This is a genomic window from Polyangium mundeleinium (genome assembly GCF_028369105.1).
GTDB lineage: Bacteria > Myxococcota_A > Polyangia > Polyangiales > Polyangiaceae > Polyangium > Polyangium mundeleinium.
Genome location: NZ_JAQNDO010000001.1, coordinates 8,609,139 through 8,624,787 on the forward strand (window position 1 = coordinate 8,609,139; position 15,649 = coordinate 8,624,787).

General features: G+C 68.6%; 13 protein-coding genes. 6 read left to right on the top strand and 7 right to left on the bottom strand.

The window, feature by feature from the left end:
• Positions 1-25: 25 nt before the first annotated feature.
• Positions 26-2,368 carry a DNA polymerase II gene (locus POL67_RS34035; protein WP_271924781.1) on the bottom strand — a complete coding sequence of 781 codons (2,343 nt, stop codon included), beginning with the start codon at positions 2,366-2,368 and terminating at the stop codon, positions 26-28.
• 252 nt (positions 2,369-2,620) lie between these two features.
• Between POL67_RS34035 and POL67_RS34040 the strand changes: the two genes are divergently transcribed.
• Together POL67_RS34040 and POL67_RS34045 are read left to right on the top strand one after the other, a co-directional pair.
• Positions 2,621-4,207, top strand: coding sequence for a TldD/PmbA family protein (locus tag POL67_RS34040; protein ID WP_271924782.1), 1,587 nt, complete (start codon positions 2,621-2,623; stop codon positions 4,205-4,207).
• A gap of 8 nt (positions 4,208-4,215) precedes the next feature.
• Complete coding sequence (locus POL67_RS34045; RefSeq protein ID WP_271924783.1) at positions 4,216-5,544, top strand: TldD/PmbA family protein; 1,329 nt, start codon at positions 4,216-4,218, stop codon at positions 5,542-5,544.
• 50 nt (positions 5,545-5,594) lie between these two features.
• Here POL67_RS34045 and POL67_RS34050 read toward each other — a convergent pair whose 3' ends face one another.
• Both POL67_RS34050 and POL67_RS34055 read right to left on the bottom strand, forming a co-directional pair.
• Positions 5,595-6,299: a hypothetical protein gene (locus tag POL67_RS34050; protein WP_271924784.1), complete on the bottom strand. Its 705-nt coding sequence runs from the start codon at positions 6,297-6,299 to the stop codon at positions 5,595-5,597.
• A complete protein-coding gene (locus POL67_RS34055; protein WP_271924785.1) occupies positions 6,296-6,973 on the bottom strand; it encodes a hypothetical protein in 678 nt (225 codons plus the stop codon). The genes POL67_RS34050 and POL67_RS34055 overlap by 4 nt, the downstream gene beginning before the upstream one ends.
• 111 nt (positions 6,974-7,084) lie before the next feature.
• On the opposite strand from POL67_RS34055, the gene POL67_RS34060 reads away from it, so the two are divergent.
• A complete protein-coding gene (locus POL67_RS34060; RefSeq protein WP_271924786.1) occupies positions 7,085-8,011 on the top strand; it encodes a class II glutamine amidotransferase in 927 nt (308 codons plus the stop codon).
• A 30-nt stretch (positions 8,012-8,041) separates the two neighbouring features.
• On the opposite strand, the gene POL67_RS34065 is transcribed toward POL67_RS34060, so the two are convergent.
• On the bottom strand, positions 8,042-8,536 hold the full coding sequence (locus tag POL67_RS34065; protein WP_271924787.1) for a hypothetical protein: 495 nt from the start codon (positions 8,534-8,536) through the stop codon (positions 8,042-8,044).
• Positions 8,537-9,074: 538 nt separating this feature from the next.
• On the opposite strand from POL67_RS34065, the gene POL67_RS34070 reads away from it, so the two are divergent.
• Positions 9,075-10,721 (top strand): fumarate hydratase, encoded by a 1,647-nt coding sequence (locus POL67_RS34070; RefSeq protein WP_271924788.1) that lies wholly within the window; start codon positions 9,075-9,077, stop codon positions 10,719-10,721.
• Between the two features lie 7 nt (positions 10,722-10,728).
• A complete protein-coding gene (locus tag POL67_RS34075) occupies positions 10,729-11,487 on the top strand; it encodes a hypothetical protein (protein WP_271924789.1) in 759 nt (252 codons plus the stop codon).
• A 3-nt stretch (positions 11,488-11,490) separates the two neighbouring features.
• Here the strand turns inward: POL67_RS34075 and POL67_RS34080 are convergent, their stop codons facing one another.
• Positions 11,491-12,717, bottom strand: coding sequence for a hypothetical protein (locus POL67_RS34080; RefSeq protein WP_271924790.1), 1,227 nt, complete (start codon positions 12,715-12,717; stop codon positions 11,491-11,493).
• A 15-nt stretch (positions 12,718-12,732) separates the two neighbouring features.
• Entirely contained in the window at positions 12,733-14,007 is a 1,275-nt protein-coding gene (locus tag POL67_RS34085) for a hypothetical protein (RefSeq protein WP_271924791.1), read from the bottom strand.
• Positions 14,008-14,625: 618 nt separating this feature from the next.
• Between POL67_RS34085 and POL67_RS34090 the strand changes: the two genes are divergently transcribed.
• Positions 14,626-14,862 carry a tetratricopeptide repeat protein gene (locus POL67_RS34090; RefSeq protein WP_271924792.1) on the top strand — a complete coding sequence of 79 codons (237 nt, stop codon included), beginning with the start codon at positions 14,626-14,628 and terminating at the stop codon, positions 14,860-14,862.
• Positions 14,863-15,207: 345 nt separating this feature from the next.
• On the opposite strand, the gene POL67_RS34095 is transcribed toward POL67_RS34090, so the two are convergent.
• Complete coding sequence (locus POL67_RS34095) at positions 15,208-15,594, bottom strand: hypothetical protein (RefSeq protein ID WP_271924793.1); 387 nt, start codon at positions 15,592-15,594, stop codon at positions 15,208-15,210.
• Between the last annotated feature and the right edge of the window lie 55 nt (positions 15,595-15,649).

The following is a 15,649-nucleotide window of genomic DNA, read 5'->3' on the forward strand; positions in this document are numbered from 1 at the left end:
CCCCCGCGCCTGTCACTCGGGCAATTCAGAAGAGCGAGAGCTGGCGCCGCGCGCCCGTGACGTCGTCGAAATCGCGCCCGCCCGACAGACGCAGCACCGCGTCCGCGATCGGCTTGATCTGGTGCTCGACGTAATGCTCGTGATCCAAGGGGGACGAACGCGCGCTCGTGGGCTCGGGGCCGTTTTTCGTGACCACGTACGAGACGACGCGGCCCGCGTCCGCGCCGAGCCTGCGCGCCGCTTTCACGTGCGGCGGCGTGGTCTTCGTGTACGCATCGAGCGGCTTGCGCAGCGCCTTGCGGTAGACGAGCTCGGCGTCGAATCGGCCCGCCCGGAGATCCTCGACGAACGCGAGGACGAAAGGCTCCACGGCGCGATCGTGAAAGACGCGATCCAGAAGCTCGCGCTGGAATCGACGCGCGATGGCGCTCGTATCGCGCCGGACCGCTTCGAGGCCGACGATCTCGACCTCGCCGTCCCCGCGCGGGCGATACACGAGCCCCGCGTACCGCTTCTTGCTGCCCTCGGCGCGGCCGCGCATCTCGGGCAGGAAAAACCGCGCGTACATCTTCGCGAATGCGAGGTCGAGGTGGCTCTGCACGGAAAAGGCGCGGCCGATCGCGTCATCGACCTCGGCAGCGATGTGCGCGCGGAGCATGTCCGCATACGCCGCGGCTTTTTCGGGATCCGGCTCGCCCACGTCGACGAAGAGCGAGTCGGTGTCGCCATAGAGTACGCGATGACCGGGCCGCGACGCGGCGGCGCGGGCCGCGACGCGGATGACCCATTGCCCCGCGAGCGGGATCGCGCTCGCCACGGGCGGCGAGAACAGGCGCGACGCGGGGGATCCGAGCACGCCGTAGAGCGAGTTCATCAGGATCTTGATGGCCTGCGCGCGCTGCTCGTCGCCGCTCCGCCGCGCCTCCTGCCGCTCCGCGCCGAGCCGCGCCACGAGATCGGGCAGGATGCCCCGCTCGTCCCGCCGGAACGTCGCGCCGCCGGGGACGTGGATCACGCTCGGATCCCCGGGATGGCCCTCGCCTGTGAAGGTCATCGGGTCGATGTTGAAGGTGCGGATGAGGCTCGGATACAGGCTCTTGAAATCGTAAACGAGCACATTCCGGAAAAACCCAGGTTTGCCATCGAGGACGAGGCCTCCCGCGAGCGGGCCCGTGTCGAGGTCGTCGTCGCGGGCGACCGAGGGCGCGACGCGGCCGCGGGTCCGAACCTCGCCGAGGTAAAGCGAGTCCACGGAGGCGATCTGCGAGCCGACCCGATCGGGCGGCATGCCCGTGAGCAGGCTGCGCTCGACGGCGAGCTCGACGAGGCCGAGCTTCTGCACGATCTCGAGCACCAGCCGGGCGTCTTCGAGGTTGTACGCGGCGAGCGCGGCGGGATCGTCGCGGAAGGCGGATTCGATGGCGTCACCACGTCCTTCGGGGCCAAACAGTTTTCCGCGGCCGAGGATCGTGCGCGCCGCGGTCTCCAGACGATAGTCGTCGAGCCGCACGTACGCGCCCCGCACGAGCGCGAGCCCGTCGAGCACGACACGGCCGGGGACGAACGCGCGCGCCTCGCGGGTGAAGCCGGGATCACGGCGGATCGTAGGGTTGCCCGAGGCGCGGCCGAGCGAGCACGGGATGCGCGCGCGGCGGGCGAACGTGACGAGCTGGGGGAGATCAAAATCGGGCAGGCTCCAGCCCGTGAGCACGTCGGGGTCGGCCTTTTGGACGTGCTCGAAAAACGCGGCGAGGAGGGAGCGTTCGTCGGAAAAAACGTCGACAGAGGCGGGCAGGTTGGTCGCGGCGCCGCCTTGCATGAGGAAGACGCGCTCGCCGCCTTGCCCCGCGGCCGCGATGGAGAAGAGGTGCGCGCCGTCGAGGCTCGTCTCGATGTCGAACGAGAGCACGGAGAGGCGCGGGACAAACGAGGCCGGCTCGATGCGCGGGTTCATGTAGACGCGGCCCACGCCGCGGCGGCGCTCGAACGGGCCCTCGACGGAGAAGGCGCCGCGGATGCCGTGATCGACGAGGAAACGCTGCACGAAACGCACGTCCGCTTCGAGCGGGATCACGCCGCTCGCGAGGAGCGACGCGCGGAGCGACGCGAGGCGCTCGGGGTTCGGGGCCTCGATTCGCAAGACGGGATCTCCGGCGAACGAGACGAGGGGCGTTTCGGACAAGCGCTCGCCCGCGACACGGCGCGCCACGGCCTCGTCCCGCGCGCGCACGAAGAAATACGGCCGATGCTGGTCGTGCACGAGGAGCGCGGGCTCGCCGCACGCGAGGACGGCATACAGGTGCACCTCGGTCCGATCGTCGTGGATCCGGTAGGTCGGGGTCAGGATGAATCCGCGTTCGGCCTTCACACGCGTCGTCCCGGAGCGTCTACCCGCTAGGCGGTACGACGCTGTAGACCACGGCACGGCATTGGTTGCAAGCGGCAGGCCGTGCCGCGCTGCGGCATGACATTATGGAGCAAGGTTCCCGGACGAACCACCCGGACGGAGGCGTCGAAACGCGGCTCACCTGTTGAATCCGCGTGCTCGCGTGTGGACGGGGGTGTATCGTCGTGACCGTACTTTTCACCTGGAGCGCGGACGATGGGCCACGATCATCGCATGAACCGGAGGCAATTCATCGAGATGGGAGCATCGAGCATCGCGGCGGCGTCGGCGGGCGGGTTCCTGCTCGGCTGCGCGGGGCAGGCGCTCGAAAAGCCCACCACGGCGGCGGTCGTGCCCTCGGCCGACGCGCCGCGGGTCTCGTATTTCAGCCGGTTCGGTGTGGACGAGGGGATGATCCGGGACGGGCTCGCGGACGCGCTCTCGCGCGGCGCCGATCACGCCGACCTCTTCTTCCAGCACCGCGTCTCCAATGGATTGCAGCTCGAAGACGGCGAGGTGAACCGCGCCTACACGCGCGTCGAGCTCGGCGTGGGCGTGCGCGTGGTGCGCGGCGATCAGACGGGCTACGCGTATACAGAGGAGCTCACGCGCGAGGCGATCAAGCGCGCGGCGCAGACGGCGGCGGCGGTCGCGGACGGGCCCGCGCGGCCTGGGCCCACGGCGCTCGCGGTCGGGGCGGCGCTGCCGCAGAGGTACACGCTCGACGTGCCCTGGGACGGCATCAAGCCCGCGCAAAAGCTCCCGATCCTCGACGGCGTGAACGCGGCGATCTTCAAGATGGATGGCCGCATCAAGAAGGTGAGCGTCTTCTTCGCGGACGAGGCGGGCGCGATCCTCATCGCCGACAGCCAGGGCCGGCTCGTCGAGGATTTCCAGCCGATGACGCTCCTCTACGTCTCGTGTGTCGCCGAGCAAGGCGGCCGCAAGGAGACGAACGGCTACAACGTCGCCGGGCGGCGCGGGTTCGACTTTTATTCGCCGGAGACCATCGGCCGCGTGGTGCGCGAGGCGGTCGCGCGGACGACCGTGCTCTTCGACGCGGTGCCGGCGCCGGCCGGGGAGATGCCCGTGGTGCTCGCGGCCGGCTCGTCGGGCATCCTCCTGCACGAGGCGATCGGTCACGGCATGGAGGCCGATTTCAATCGCAAGGGCACGTCGATCTACGCGGACAAGATCGGCAAGCCCATCGCCCAGCCTTTCGTCAACATCGTCGACGACGCGGCCCAGCCTCACGCGCGCGGCGCGATCAACGTCGACGACGAGGGCAACCCGGCGGGTACGACGACGCTCGTCGATAAGGGCGTCCTCGCGACGTACATGCACGACTCCATCTCGGCGAAGCACTACGGCCTCAAGCCCACGGGCAACGGCCGGCGGCAGAGCTACCAGCACCCGCCGATGCCGCGCATGCGAGCGACGTACATGCTGCCCGGGCCGCACGAGCACGACGAGATCGTGGCCTCGGTGAAGCGCGGCATCTACTGCCAGAGTTTTTCGAACGGCCAGGTCCAGATCGGCGCCGGGGATTTCACGTTTTACGTGAAGAACGGCTTCCTCATCGAGGACGGCAAGCTCACCCGGCCGATCAAGGACGTGAACATCATCGGCAACGGCCCGCGGGTGCTCGAGCGCATCGACATGGTGGGCAAGGACCTCGTCATCGACGAGGGAGGCTGGACCTGCGGCAAGGACGTGCAGAGCGTGCCCGTCTCGCAGGGCATCCCCACGGTGCGCGTCTCCTCGATCACGGTGGGCGGTCAGGGCGGAACCCAGGGCAACAAGGCGAGCGCGAAGGGCTGAGGGGCGTCATGACGAACGAAGCCATGCTGCAAATCGCCAGGAACGCGGTTTCCCTTGCCAAACAAAAGGGAGCGGCGGAGGTCGCGGCCGTCGCGCGTGTGAAGCGGGACGTCGACGTCACGTGGCGTGATGGCAAGCTCGAAAAAATCACGGAGGCGACGAGCCGCGGGCTCGAGGTCCGGCTGTATGTCGACGGGCGGTATTCGACCTGCTCGACGAGTGATCTGCGCCCCGAGGGCCTCGCGTCGTTCCTCGACAACGCCATCGGCCTCACGCGCACGCTGGCGAAGGATCCCCACCGGAGCCTGCCGGATCCAGCGCTTTACGCGAAAGCGACGCCGGAGGGCCTGTCGATGGCCGATCCGAAGATCGAGAGCATCACCGCGCTCGATCTGCGCCGCACGGCGCAGTCCATGGAAGAGGCCGCGCGAAGCGTCAAGGGGAGCGAGGCGATCCTGAGCGTCACCACGAACGGCTACCATTCGTGGAACGAGACGACGCAGGTGCATTCGAATGGGCTCGAAGCGAGCTTCGCGGGCACGGAGTTCTCGATCTCGGCCGACGTGAGCATCAAGGACGACGACGGGCGCAGGCCCGAGGAGGGCGAATACGCCTGGGTGCGGCTCTACGCGGATCTGCCCGACGCGGCCGCCGTGGGACGCCGCGCGACCGAGCGGGCGCTCGCGCGGCGGGGCGCCAAGAAGGCCCCCTCGTCCGTGATGCCGGTGCTCATCGACAACCGCGCCGCGGGCCGCTTCTTGAGTTATTTGCTCCGCCCGCTCACCGGGGCCGCGCTGCAGCAGAAGCGCTCGTTCTTCGAAGGGCTCGTGGGCAAACCGTTCGGCAGCGACAAACTGGATTTCGCAGACGACCCGCTCCTGCCGAAGGGGCTCGGCACGCGCCCGTTCGATGGCGAGGGCCTGGCCGCGCGGCGGATGCCCCTCTTCGAGAAGGGCGTCCTCAAGAACCATTACATCGACACGTATTACGGCAAGAAGCTCAGCATGGCGCCGACCACGGGCGGCTCCACGAACATCGCCTGGAAGCTCGGCCCGAAGACGCAGGCCGCGCTCGCCCTCGACGTGAAGGAGGGCCTCCTCATCACGTCGTTCCTCGGCGGGAACTCGAACGACGCGACCGGCGATTTTTCGCTCGGCGTACAGGGCTTCGTGATCCGCGGCGGAAAGATCGGCGAGCCGATCGCCGAGATGAACGTGTCCGGCCGCCACGTCGACGTGTGGAAGCGCCTCATCGCCGTCGGCAACGATCCCTTCGCCTATGGCGCGAGCCGCACCCCGACGCTCGTCTTCGACGGCATGCAGGTCGCGGGGACCTGAGCCGCGACCCGATCGCGTGGGCACCCAGGTCACGCGTGTGACCTGGGGCTTCAGGGCATCCAGGTGGCTCCGATCGTCCGGCGTTGCTCGGCGCTCGTGGTGACGTTTCCACCCGGGTTCGTCGAGAAAAGCGCGTCCCGCGTGGTGATCGTCTTGGAGATCGATACCTGGAGCGCACAAGGCGCGACGGGCGGGCCCGCCGGCGGCGGGCGGAGCTCGGCCTGCGCGAGCACGAGCATGCCCGTGTCCTCGTCGAGCGAGCGCGTGAGCGTGTCGATGCAATCCCCCTGGACCGTCACCACGACCTCGCCATCCTCGGGATCGGCATCCCAAGAGAGCGTGAGCGGGAGATCCTGCGTGAGGCCCGCGGCGGTCATCGTGAACGGACGCGGGACCTCGACGACGACGCCGTGCACGTCGCGATCGTTCTGACGTTCGAGGTCGAGGAGGAAATCGCCCGGCAGCGCGTCGAGCTGGACCGAATGGATTGGCGCGCCATTGAGCTGACCTTCCGCCATCGGGCGGCGTGTCCCGTCCACCGTGACGAACAACGCGTCGCCGCCCGTGAGCTCCACGGCGCCGATGGGGCTGCCGACCCGCACGTCGATCGCCGCCGCCGCGCCGTCGTCGAGCGCCGTCACGCCGAGCAACATGTCCCGCGTGGAGACCCGATCCGAGACGCGCACCGGATCGAGGCCGCAGCCGGCGAGCGCCATCACGACCAGAAAAAACCCGGCGGTCCTCGCGCGGCTCATCGAATCACCAATCCCGCCGTCGGGCCGAGCCAGTAGGTGCGGTACAATCGCTCGGGATCCCCCTGCGTGACGTCGTCGATACGCCCCCGAAGGCCGAGATACCACCATTTGTACCCTCCCGCGACCTCGAGATCATAGGCGCGCACCCAGCCCGCGTCCGAGGTGATGGGCGTGAACCGAAACGACGTGAAAAACCGGATCGAGTTTTTCGGTTTGAGCGTGAGGCGCCCGAGCAAAAGCGGATACCCCGTGCCCCCGCGGCCGAGCCACACCGGGCGCTCGAGTCCAAAGCCACCGCCCACGCCGAGGACGATCGAGCCGTCCACGCTCCCCTTCCAGCGCGCGGGCGCGAACGCGACGGCGCCCTCGGCCGCCACGTCGAAGGTGCCCTGCGGCGTGCCGACCATACCGATCTGCGCGAGCACGTCGTACCCCAGCCATTTCCAGGGAAACTCCGAGATGCCGACCCGCCCCCACAATCCCCAGCCGTTGTACGGCGCGAGCGTGCCCACCCCGAGCCGCTGATCGCCCTGGAAATAAGCGCCGTGCACGTCGAAGCGCCAGAGCGCGACATGGGAAGGATCGCCGGCCTGCGCGGCCTCCGTGCCCGTGAGAATGCACGCGAGCGCGAGCGCGCCCGCGACCCCACCGATGAATCGTCGTCCCTCGTGCACGCGTGATCGCCCCTTCGGGGAGACGATACCATTTCCCGGCGAGGCGGGCGCACGAACCCTCGCGCGTTGGCGCTTGCAAGCGCGCGCCTCCCGGGCGACATCAGGGCTCCCATGTGCCGCGTCCTCGCCTACCTCGGTGAGCCGATCCCGCTCGAGGATCTGCTCTACAAGCCCGATGTCTCGTTCGTGAACCAGACCCACCAGGCCGCGTTCTACACCCGGCTGAACCTCGCCGGCTCGGGGCTGCTCGCGTGGGACGCGCGCTCGGAGCGCCCGGAGCTGCCCTTCGCCTATCGCAGCACGCAGCTCGCCATCTACGATCGGAACCTGCGCGCGCTCGCGGCGAAGGTGCGCGCGACGTCCCTGCTCGCGCACCTGCGCGGCGTGCCCTACGACACGCGCGCCATCATCCACGAGCAGAACCTGCACCCGTTCCTGTTCGAGGGCGCGAAGCTCGCGCTCGCCCACAATGGGCAGCTCGCGCGGTTCGACGAGATGAAGTTTGCCCTCTTGCCGAAGATCCGGCCCGAATTCTCACGCGCGATCAAAGGCACGACCGATTCCGAGTGGTTCTACGCGCTCCTGCTCTCGCAGCTCCCCGATCCGTACGCGGATCTCGGCGCGCTCGACATCGCCCGCGGAGTCACCTCCGCGCTGCGGATCGTGGCGGGGATCCGGCGCGAGCTCGGGATCCGCACGTTTTCCCCGATGAACCTCTTCCTCTCGGACGGCAATGATCTCGTCGCCGTCTGTTATACCTACGGCCTCGGGCAATACGACGGGCTCGGGGACGATTTCCATCCGCCGGAGGAGCGGGTGCTCCGGATCTGGTACACGATCGGAAAATCGTACGGCGCGTACGATGGCGAATGGCGCATGCTCGCGGCGGACGAGGACGCGAGCTCGTGCATCATCGCCTCGGAGCCGCTCACGCGGGACCACGGGACGTGGCACGCGGTGCCGCTCCAGCACCTCGTGTACGTGAAGCGATCCGACGATCGCCCCTCGGTCGAGGTCGTTCCACTCGACATCGAGTAGCTTGCGCTCCCCCGAACGTTCGAGGGCGAATCAGCCGATGTGATGATGGAGCGCCCGCGCCTCGGCGATGTCCCAGGCGAGGTCTTCGGCGGAGACCACCTGACCGGTCTTCGTCGCGATGAGCGGCACGATCCACCGCGCCGCATCCCCGATCTCACCGAAGTTCTTCTCGGGGTACCCCCGGGGCTTGACGAGGCTCGTCGCCTTCACGGAGCCGCGGAGGAGGCTCGACCGCATGCCATCGCCCTCGACGACGACCGCGCTCGCGAAGATGTGCGGGGCCAAGAACTCGTCGAGCTTGCGGATCTCGGCGTCGAGGCTGTCGGGGATGGCGAGCCGCTGCGGGATGAGGACGGCGATGTATCCGAACGACGTCGCCTCGTGGTCGGACGCCTCGAGCAACCAGCGCTTCACGGCGAACGCGCGGCGCACCCGGTCGAGGTTGATGCGGCCCCAGACCGTCACGAGCACGTGGCCTCGCGTGGCGACGAGATACTCTTCGTCTGCGTCGAGGACCTGAAGCATCGTGTTCCTTTATCCAGCCCAGCCCGCCCGCGTCAAGGGGCGAGGGGTCAAGGCATGGCGTGGGCGTCCAGGAAATCGAGTATGTAGTCCGTCGCAGCGAGGGCGCCCATTCCCATGGCGGAGCCGCCCGCCAGCCATTCGTCGCTCCCGCCGTCGATCGTGTAGAGCCCGACGTCGGCGCCCGCATCGCCGCCGGTTTGGCGCTCGCAACGCGCCTTGCCTTGCCCGTGCGTCGTTTGGGTCTCCGCGTTGCAACCATTCCGCGTCGTCCAGCTTTCGATCGTGCTGGGCGCCGAGCGGGATCCAAGCCGAGATCCAAGCGCGCATGCCTCGATGGTACGTTCCCTCCTGCGCGCTGTCCCGCGCGGGGCAGCTTTGTGATGCCTTCGCGCGACCTCGTTTCTTTGCAGCGTGGGTGCATGAAGCCCGACGCGGCAATCCGTCGCCGCGCAACCAGACCGTCGATCGCTGCAATTGTCCGCCCCCCTGCGAACGCGCCCTTGGCACGCGCCTACCGCCTCGGGTACACCTTCGCCCGATGAGCGATTTCCAGTTCCAGGACATGCTCCCCCTCGGCAAAGACGAGACGCCCTACCGCCTCGTCACGAAGGACCACGTCTCGACGATCGAGGCGGCGGGCCGGACGTTCTTGCAGGTCGAGCCGGAGGGGCTCGCGCTCCTCGCGCGGGAGGCCATGCGCGACATCGCGCACCTGCTCCGGCCAGGCCACCTCGCGCAGCTCGCGCGGATCCTCGAAGATCCCGAGGCCTCGGCGAATGACCGCTTCGTCGCGCTGGAGCTGCTCCGAAACGCGAACATCGCCGCCGGCTTCGTGCTGCCCTCCTGCCAGGACACGGGCACCGCGATCGTGATGGGCAAGAAGGGCCAGCACGTGCTCACCGAGGGCAACGACGAGGCCGCGATCGCGCGTGGCATCGCCGATACGTACCGCACGACGAACCTGCGTTACTCGCAGCTCGCGCCGCTCGACATGTACCGCGAGGTCAACACGAAGACGAACCTGCCCGCGCAGATCGACATCTTCGCGACCGAGGGCGACGCCTACAAATTCCTGTTCATGGCCAAGGGCGGAGGCTCGGCGAACAAGAGTTATCTCTACCAGGAGACGAAAGCGCTCCTGAACCCGGAGAGCTTGCTCGCGTTCGTCGAGCAGAAGATCCGCGCCCTCGGCACCGCGGCGTGCCCGCCGTACCACCTCGCCGTGGTCGTGGGCGGCACGAGCGCCGAGCACACGCTCAAGGTCGCGAAGCTCGCGTCGGCGCGTTACCTCGACACCTTGCCCACAGCGGGCAACGAGCTCGGCCGCGGCTTCCGCGACGTCGAGCTGGAGCAACAGATCCTCGCGATCACGCAGCGCACCGGGATCGGCGCGCAGTTCGGCGGAAAATACTTCTGCCACGACGTCCGCGTGATCCGCCTGCCGCGCCACGGCGCCTCGTGCCCCGTCGCCATCGCCGTCTCGTGCTCGGCCGACCGGCAGGCGCTCGCGAAGATCACGAAGGACGGCATCTTCCTCGAGGCGCTCGAACGGGATCCGGCGAAGTACCTGCCCGAGACGACGGACGCGGACCTCGGCGGCGAGGTCCTGCAGATCGATCTGAACCGCCCGATGAGCGAGATCCGGGCCGAGCTCTCGCGGTATCCGATCAAGACGCGCCTCTCGCTCTCGGGGCCGATGGTCGTGGCACGGGACATCGCGCACGCGAAGATCAAGGAGCGCGTCGATCGCGGCGACGGCATGCCTGACTACATGAAGGATTTCATGGTGTATTACGCCGGCCCCGCGAAGACGCCGGAGGGATACGCCTCGGGCTCGTTCGGACCGACGACCGCGGGGCGCATGGACGCGTACGTGGACCTCTTCCAGGCGAGCGGCGGCTCGTACGTGATGCTGGCCAAGGGCAACCGGTCGCGCGCCGTGACCGAGGCTTGCAAGAAACACGGCGGCTTTTACCTCGGATCGATCGGCGGCCCGGCGGCGCGGCTCGCGAAGGATTGCATCAAGAAGGTGGAGGTGCTCGAATACCCCGAGCTCGGGATGGAGGCGGTCTGGAAGATCGAGGTCGTCGATTTCCCGGCGTTCATCGTGGTCGACGACAAGGGGAACGATTTCTTCGCGGACATCGACGGGCCGAAAGCCAAGCGGCTCGACGTCGCGAAATAGGAGGACCGTGCGCGCCCAGACTCCGTATCGTCAGGCCGATCCGCTGGGCGCGCTCGTCTCGGAGCACCCCGTCTCGCTCGCCCAGCAGGGCATTCGTATCGGCGTGGGGCTCTTCTGCCTCCTCGTCGCGGCCGATTGTGTCGCCCTGCCGTTCTTCATCATCCCGGACCACCTGGGGCACGATCTCGCGAGCCTCGTCGTCTTCGGCGGGGCCGCGCTCGTCTTCGGCGCGCTCGGGTTCTGGGCCTTCTCCCATTTCGTGCGGGCGCGTGGGCAACGCGTGGAGGTGCACGAGGAGGGGCTGCGCATCGGGCGCGGCAACGACACGAGGGACCTGCGCTTTCAAGACATCACGTCCGTCGGAGGCCTGTTCTGGGAGGCGCTCGGTGACGCCCCGCCCGCGGTCTCGGCGCTCTGGATCGACGATCGCACAGGCGACCGCATCCGCCTGCCCACGCCCGTCCGCGACCCGTACAAGCTCGGCCGCGAGCTCGCGGCCCGCACCTTCGATCGCCGGCTGGAGGAGGCCGAACGGCGCATCCAGGAGAAAGGGCGCGTGTTGTTCGGGCGCTGCATGCTCGACGAGATGCGCCTGCACCTCGGCGAGGGGGACGCGGTCTCGCGGCAGGCCGTCCGGCGCGCGAAGCTCTCGTCGCGATGGATCGAGGTGCGGCTCGATCCCGGCGGCAAGCGCCTCGTGCCGACGGAAGAGGTCCCCGACGCGGACGTCTTGCTCGTGATGCTGCGGCCCAAGGCCGAAGCCTGAGCTTCACTCGAGCGGAATGGGCTCCACGTGTTTGGCGGCCCTCTCGCGCCGGAGCGCCCGCGCGCGCCGCCCCTCCAAGGCGATCGGATCGTCCGCGAGGAAACGCTCGTTCGACTGCGGGGGCAGCGGCCCTTTGCCTTTCTCCACGAGGCGCCCTTCGTACCAGCGCCGATAGGTGTGCGTGCGGTAGGCGCGGTACGCCGCGATGCCGGCGAGCACCACGGCGGCGCACCAGGGGGGGACCCACACCGAGCTCCCCTGCCCGAGCGCCGTCGCCGTCGAAAAGCCCGGGACACGCCGGAGCCATATCTCCCCCGGCCCCGCCGGCAGCTCCAGGTAATCGTCCTCGTCGACCTCGATGCCCCGGCTGAAGCGCACCGTGCCCGGCGGCGATTCGTACCGAATGTCGACGCCCTGGTGCACGGTCGTCTTGCCTTTGCTCGTCCTCTCGAACGTCCGTTTGCCGAGGTACGTCGCGACCACGTTCTCCCCGAAGAGCAGGCGCGCCCGGTAGGTGCCGAGCGGGATGAGCATGACGAGCCCGAGGAACCCCACCCACGCGCACGTCCAGACAAAGGCCCGCGCGCGGAGTTCGTGGCGGCGGGAGAGGCTCTCCGTCGAGACGTGCATGCCTTTCTGCGGCGAGGGCTTCATCGTCCAGCCCGTCGTGGCGGCCTGGCGATAGCCCGCGGTCTCCCCGACCTCTTCGGGATCCGGCGCCCTGTGCAGCCGCCCCTCCACCACGACCCGCTCGCCCGGCAAAAGCTCGGCGCGCAGCTTCCGCTTCGACGAATGCAGCCATTCTTTTTGATCGAGCGTGTCGACGAGCAGCACGTCCTCGGGCGGCTCGACCCGGATGCGGGCGCCCGTGTCGTGACGCAGATAAAACGGCCGCGCGCGGGTCTCGCGCTCCGTCTCCGTCCACGTGTGTGTCTTGTTGTTGTTCTTGTCGGCCTCTTCGCTCCCCTCCTGCGAGATCGTCACCCGCACGGCCTCGAACTCGCCCTCTGCGAACTCGACCGTGCCGGCGACGAACCGCGCCCCCTCGAAGAGCGCGGCCTTCGGCTTGATCACGGCGTCCGCCTCGACGGCCGCGCGGCGCGCGCGCAGGATCTCGCGCACGCAAAACGCGATCACGAGGACCATGACGGCGTCGATCGCGAAGACGGCGATGTACGCCCACGGCGGCTCGATGTGGTTGTCCTCGAAGACCTTGACGATGGGTTGCAAGGGACGCTCCGGGGGTCAACGGCAGGCGCTCAAGGCGCCCACGATTCGCTTCCAATCCGGGGCGCTGAGCCGTCCGGGAAGCCAGTGCACGCGGGCCTCGTTCTCCCCGATCCTGAGCCACATCTTGCCCAGGGCGAACTCGTAATCGCGCTTCTTGGCCAGGTAATCGCGATCCTCCACCTTGGCCTTGCCGAGCTTGCCCTCCAGGCACGCGACCAGGGCCTCGCGGCGCTCCGGGAACGCCTTGGTCCCGCGCATGGCCGCGGTCCGGAGCGTGCCCCCCTTCTCGTTGGGGTAGGAGAGCTCGGCGTTCCGCAGGAGCGGGTGATCCACGGAGACGGTGACGCTGAGATCGATGAACGTGGACAAGGATGCGCCGGGGAACTTCTGGGTCAGGGTCGCGGCGGCCTTGTCGACGGTCGTCGTGAGGTCGATCGTCTCCAGCGCGGCGAAGGGGTGCGGCGCGCCGATCCAGCGGGCTTCCTCGACGGTCGGGCCGCTCCCCGCGCCGAAGACGGCGTGCAGGACGAGCTTCCACACGGCGACGAGCTGCACCTTGGCTTGCGCGCTCGTACCGCCCACGCGCGCCCCCAGCACGGAGGCGGAGACGAGGCCGGTCTTCGCGTCGGTGTTCACGGACACGAGGCCCGCCCAGTTCCAGCTTCCGTTCACGAGCCCACCGTGCAGGCGGCTCCCGAGGGCCTCGATCCCCTTGGGATCCGGGGTCGCTCCGGAGCGCTGCACGAGCGTGAAGCTCTGCGGAAACGCGGGCTCCTTGTCGTCGTACATGAACGAGATGCTCTGGTAGCGCGGGTGCGAGACGGACACGACGAGCATGGAGCCCATGGGGCTGCCGGAGAGCGCCTTCGCGAGGTTTTCCCGAGACTGGTCGATTCGAACGGCCGCGAGCTCCTGGGGCGTCTTGCCCGGCAGCACGCCCCCCACGATCCCGCCCTTCTTCGAGGAGCCGCCCTTGGTGGGGCCAAGCGTGAGGAGGAGGACGGGGACGAGCGCCGCGGCGAACGAGACGCCCACCAGGAGGACGATCCAGTTCGCGCGCGTGTTCGCGCGCAAGGTCACTTCGTGATACGCGAGCGCCTGGTTCGACGGGGCCGGGAACTGCGGGGGCGGGGTCCACTGCGAGGGCGGGCGGAAGTCACGGGGGGTCTCGGCGGAGACGGTCCGGAGGAGGCGGCGCTCGCTGGTGGTGTCGCAGTAGCGGCACTTCGTGAGCGCCGCTTCGGGCTTCACGTCGAGCGGCGCACCGCAGTGGCGACATTCGAGGATCATGGGCGGGGGGAGGATACCATCAGGAGATCGGGAACCAAGTGCGCCTTGGCCGAATGGGGGGGAGGTGGGGCACGGGGGACCGGGGGAATCGAAGCCTCAGGCTTGAAGGGCGGGAGCCGTACGCCCTCGGCCAGCCCCTCGTCGCCCGCGATCTGCTCTGTCGGAAGGCCGAGCCGCTCGACGCAGCAAAGCAAGGCGAAGGTGCACACTGGAGAGAGTAGCGTTTTTCCGCCGCGGGGCGAAGGAGGCGGGAGCGGGAGCGCAGGCGGGAGCGGGAGCGCAAGCGGGAGGCGCGTGCGAGGGGCGTCGAGGCGCGCGCGAGCGAGGCTGAAGCGCGCGCGCACGACGTGGAGATCGTTCGAGACTGTCAGGAAGGCGCGCGCACGCGACGTGGAGACGTGTGTGCGCGACTTGGGAGACGTGCCCGCGCGCCTTGGAGACGCGTGCGCGCGACTTGGGAGACGTGCCCGCGCGCCTTGGAGACGCGTGCGCGCGACTTGGGAGACGTGCCCGCACGCCTTGGAGACGCGGCCCCGTCGCCAGGTCCCCGCCGTCGGGATGGTCCTTGAGGCGACCCCATGACGAGGTCCCCGCGGTCGGGTAACACATCTCGCCTGCGTGGTACGACGTTCCTCCACCAACCCGAAGACGGTCCGCACACTCGCTTGCTTCGAACAAGCCCTCGCCATTCACCGCGCCCTGGGCAACCGCGCGGACGAGGCCATCCCCCTCGTCGACGTGAGCACCGCTCATTTTGGCTTGGACAATCCGGCAGCTGCCATCGCCGACCTCGAGCAGGCCCTACCGACCCTTCGCGCCACGGGAAACACGCCCACGGAGGTCGGCGCGCTCTAAGATGCGCGCGGTGCGGAGCGACGGTGCGGGCGCTCGTGCCGATATGAACGTGTGGGTGAGGATGGCAGAGTAGTGCTAAGCGCGCTTCCGGAATGGCGAGGGGCTACGATTCCTTTGCAACGTCGGGGTCCTGACGACAGGATTTGACGCCCCGCGGACCGACGCGGTTTGCATAACCCGGCCGACGACGAGCGCCTTGCGGTACGAGCAGATGGTCGGTCGCGGCCTGCGCGGCCCGGAGAACGAAGGGACGGCGGAGTGCCTCGTTGTCGATGCATGGCCGGCATGGCCTGGGAGCAGCCCAGGCCATGAGGCATTGGCAGCCGGGCCCGACGGCTGGCCGTGCTACGGCTTCGGGGAGGTTTTCGACACGTAGTCGACGATGTTCGCGATGTTGATCGCCAGGGTTTTCATGGCCTCGAGCCCCACGTAGAGGGCGGCATCGCGGGTGTGATCCTTCCACTCCTTATGCAGCTCGAGGATGAAGCCCGCGCCGAGGAGGTCGCTCAGCGAGCTCGCGAGCGAGCCCGTGCGCGCCGCATACTTCCTCGCCTTCACGACGGCCGCGTCCGTGGGGGAGAGAGGCGCGCTGGGACGGGGGTCCTCCAGATCCTCGGCGGGCGTGTACACGACCTGAAGAATGCTCTCCAGGCCTTCACTGACCACCTTGGTCAGTTTTTCCGTTCGCTTGATCCCTACCGTGGCGGGCTCGGAGAAGTTCGCGTTCGACATGGTGGTTATCCTTTCTGCTTCGGTTGCTGGCGCACCCAGTGCGGTTCCCCGCAGA

What these genes read in the sequence shown, in the direction of transcription:
- POL67_RS34040 (WP_271924782.1), top strand. Translation starts at nt 2,621, where the DNA reads ATGAACCGGAGGCAATTCATCGAGATGGGAGCATCGAGCATCGCGGCG.
- POL67_RS34045 (WP_271924783.1), top strand. Translation starts at nt 4,216, where the DNA reads ATGACGAACGAAGCCATGCTGCAAATCGCCAGGAACGCGGTTTCCCTT.
- POL67_RS34050 (WP_271924784.1), bottom strand. Translation starts at nt 6,299, where the DNA reads ATGAGCCGCGCGAGGACCGCCGGGTTTTTTCTGGTCGTGATGGCGCTC.
- POL67_RS34060 (WP_271924786.1), top strand. Translation starts at nt 7,085, where the DNA reads ATGTGCCGCGTCCTCGCCTACCTCGGTGAGCCGATCCCGCTCGAGGAT.
- POL67_RS34065 (WP_271924787.1), bottom strand. Translation starts at nt 8,536, where the DNA reads ATGCTTCAGGTCCTCGACGCAGACGAAGAGTATCTCGTCGCCACGCGA.
- POL67_RS34070 (WP_271924788.1), top strand. Translation starts at nt 9,075, where the DNA reads ATGAGCGATTTCCAGTTCCAGGACATGCTCCCCCTCGGCAAAGACGAG.
- POL67_RS34085 (WP_271924791.1), bottom strand. Translation starts at nt 14,007, where the DNA reads ATGATCCTCGAATGTCGCCACTGCGGTGCGCCGCTCGACGTGAAGCCC.
- POL67_RS34095 (WP_271924793.1), bottom strand. Translation starts at nt 15,594, where the DNA reads ATGTCGAACGCGAACTTCTCCGAGCCCGCCACGGTAGGGATCAAGCGA.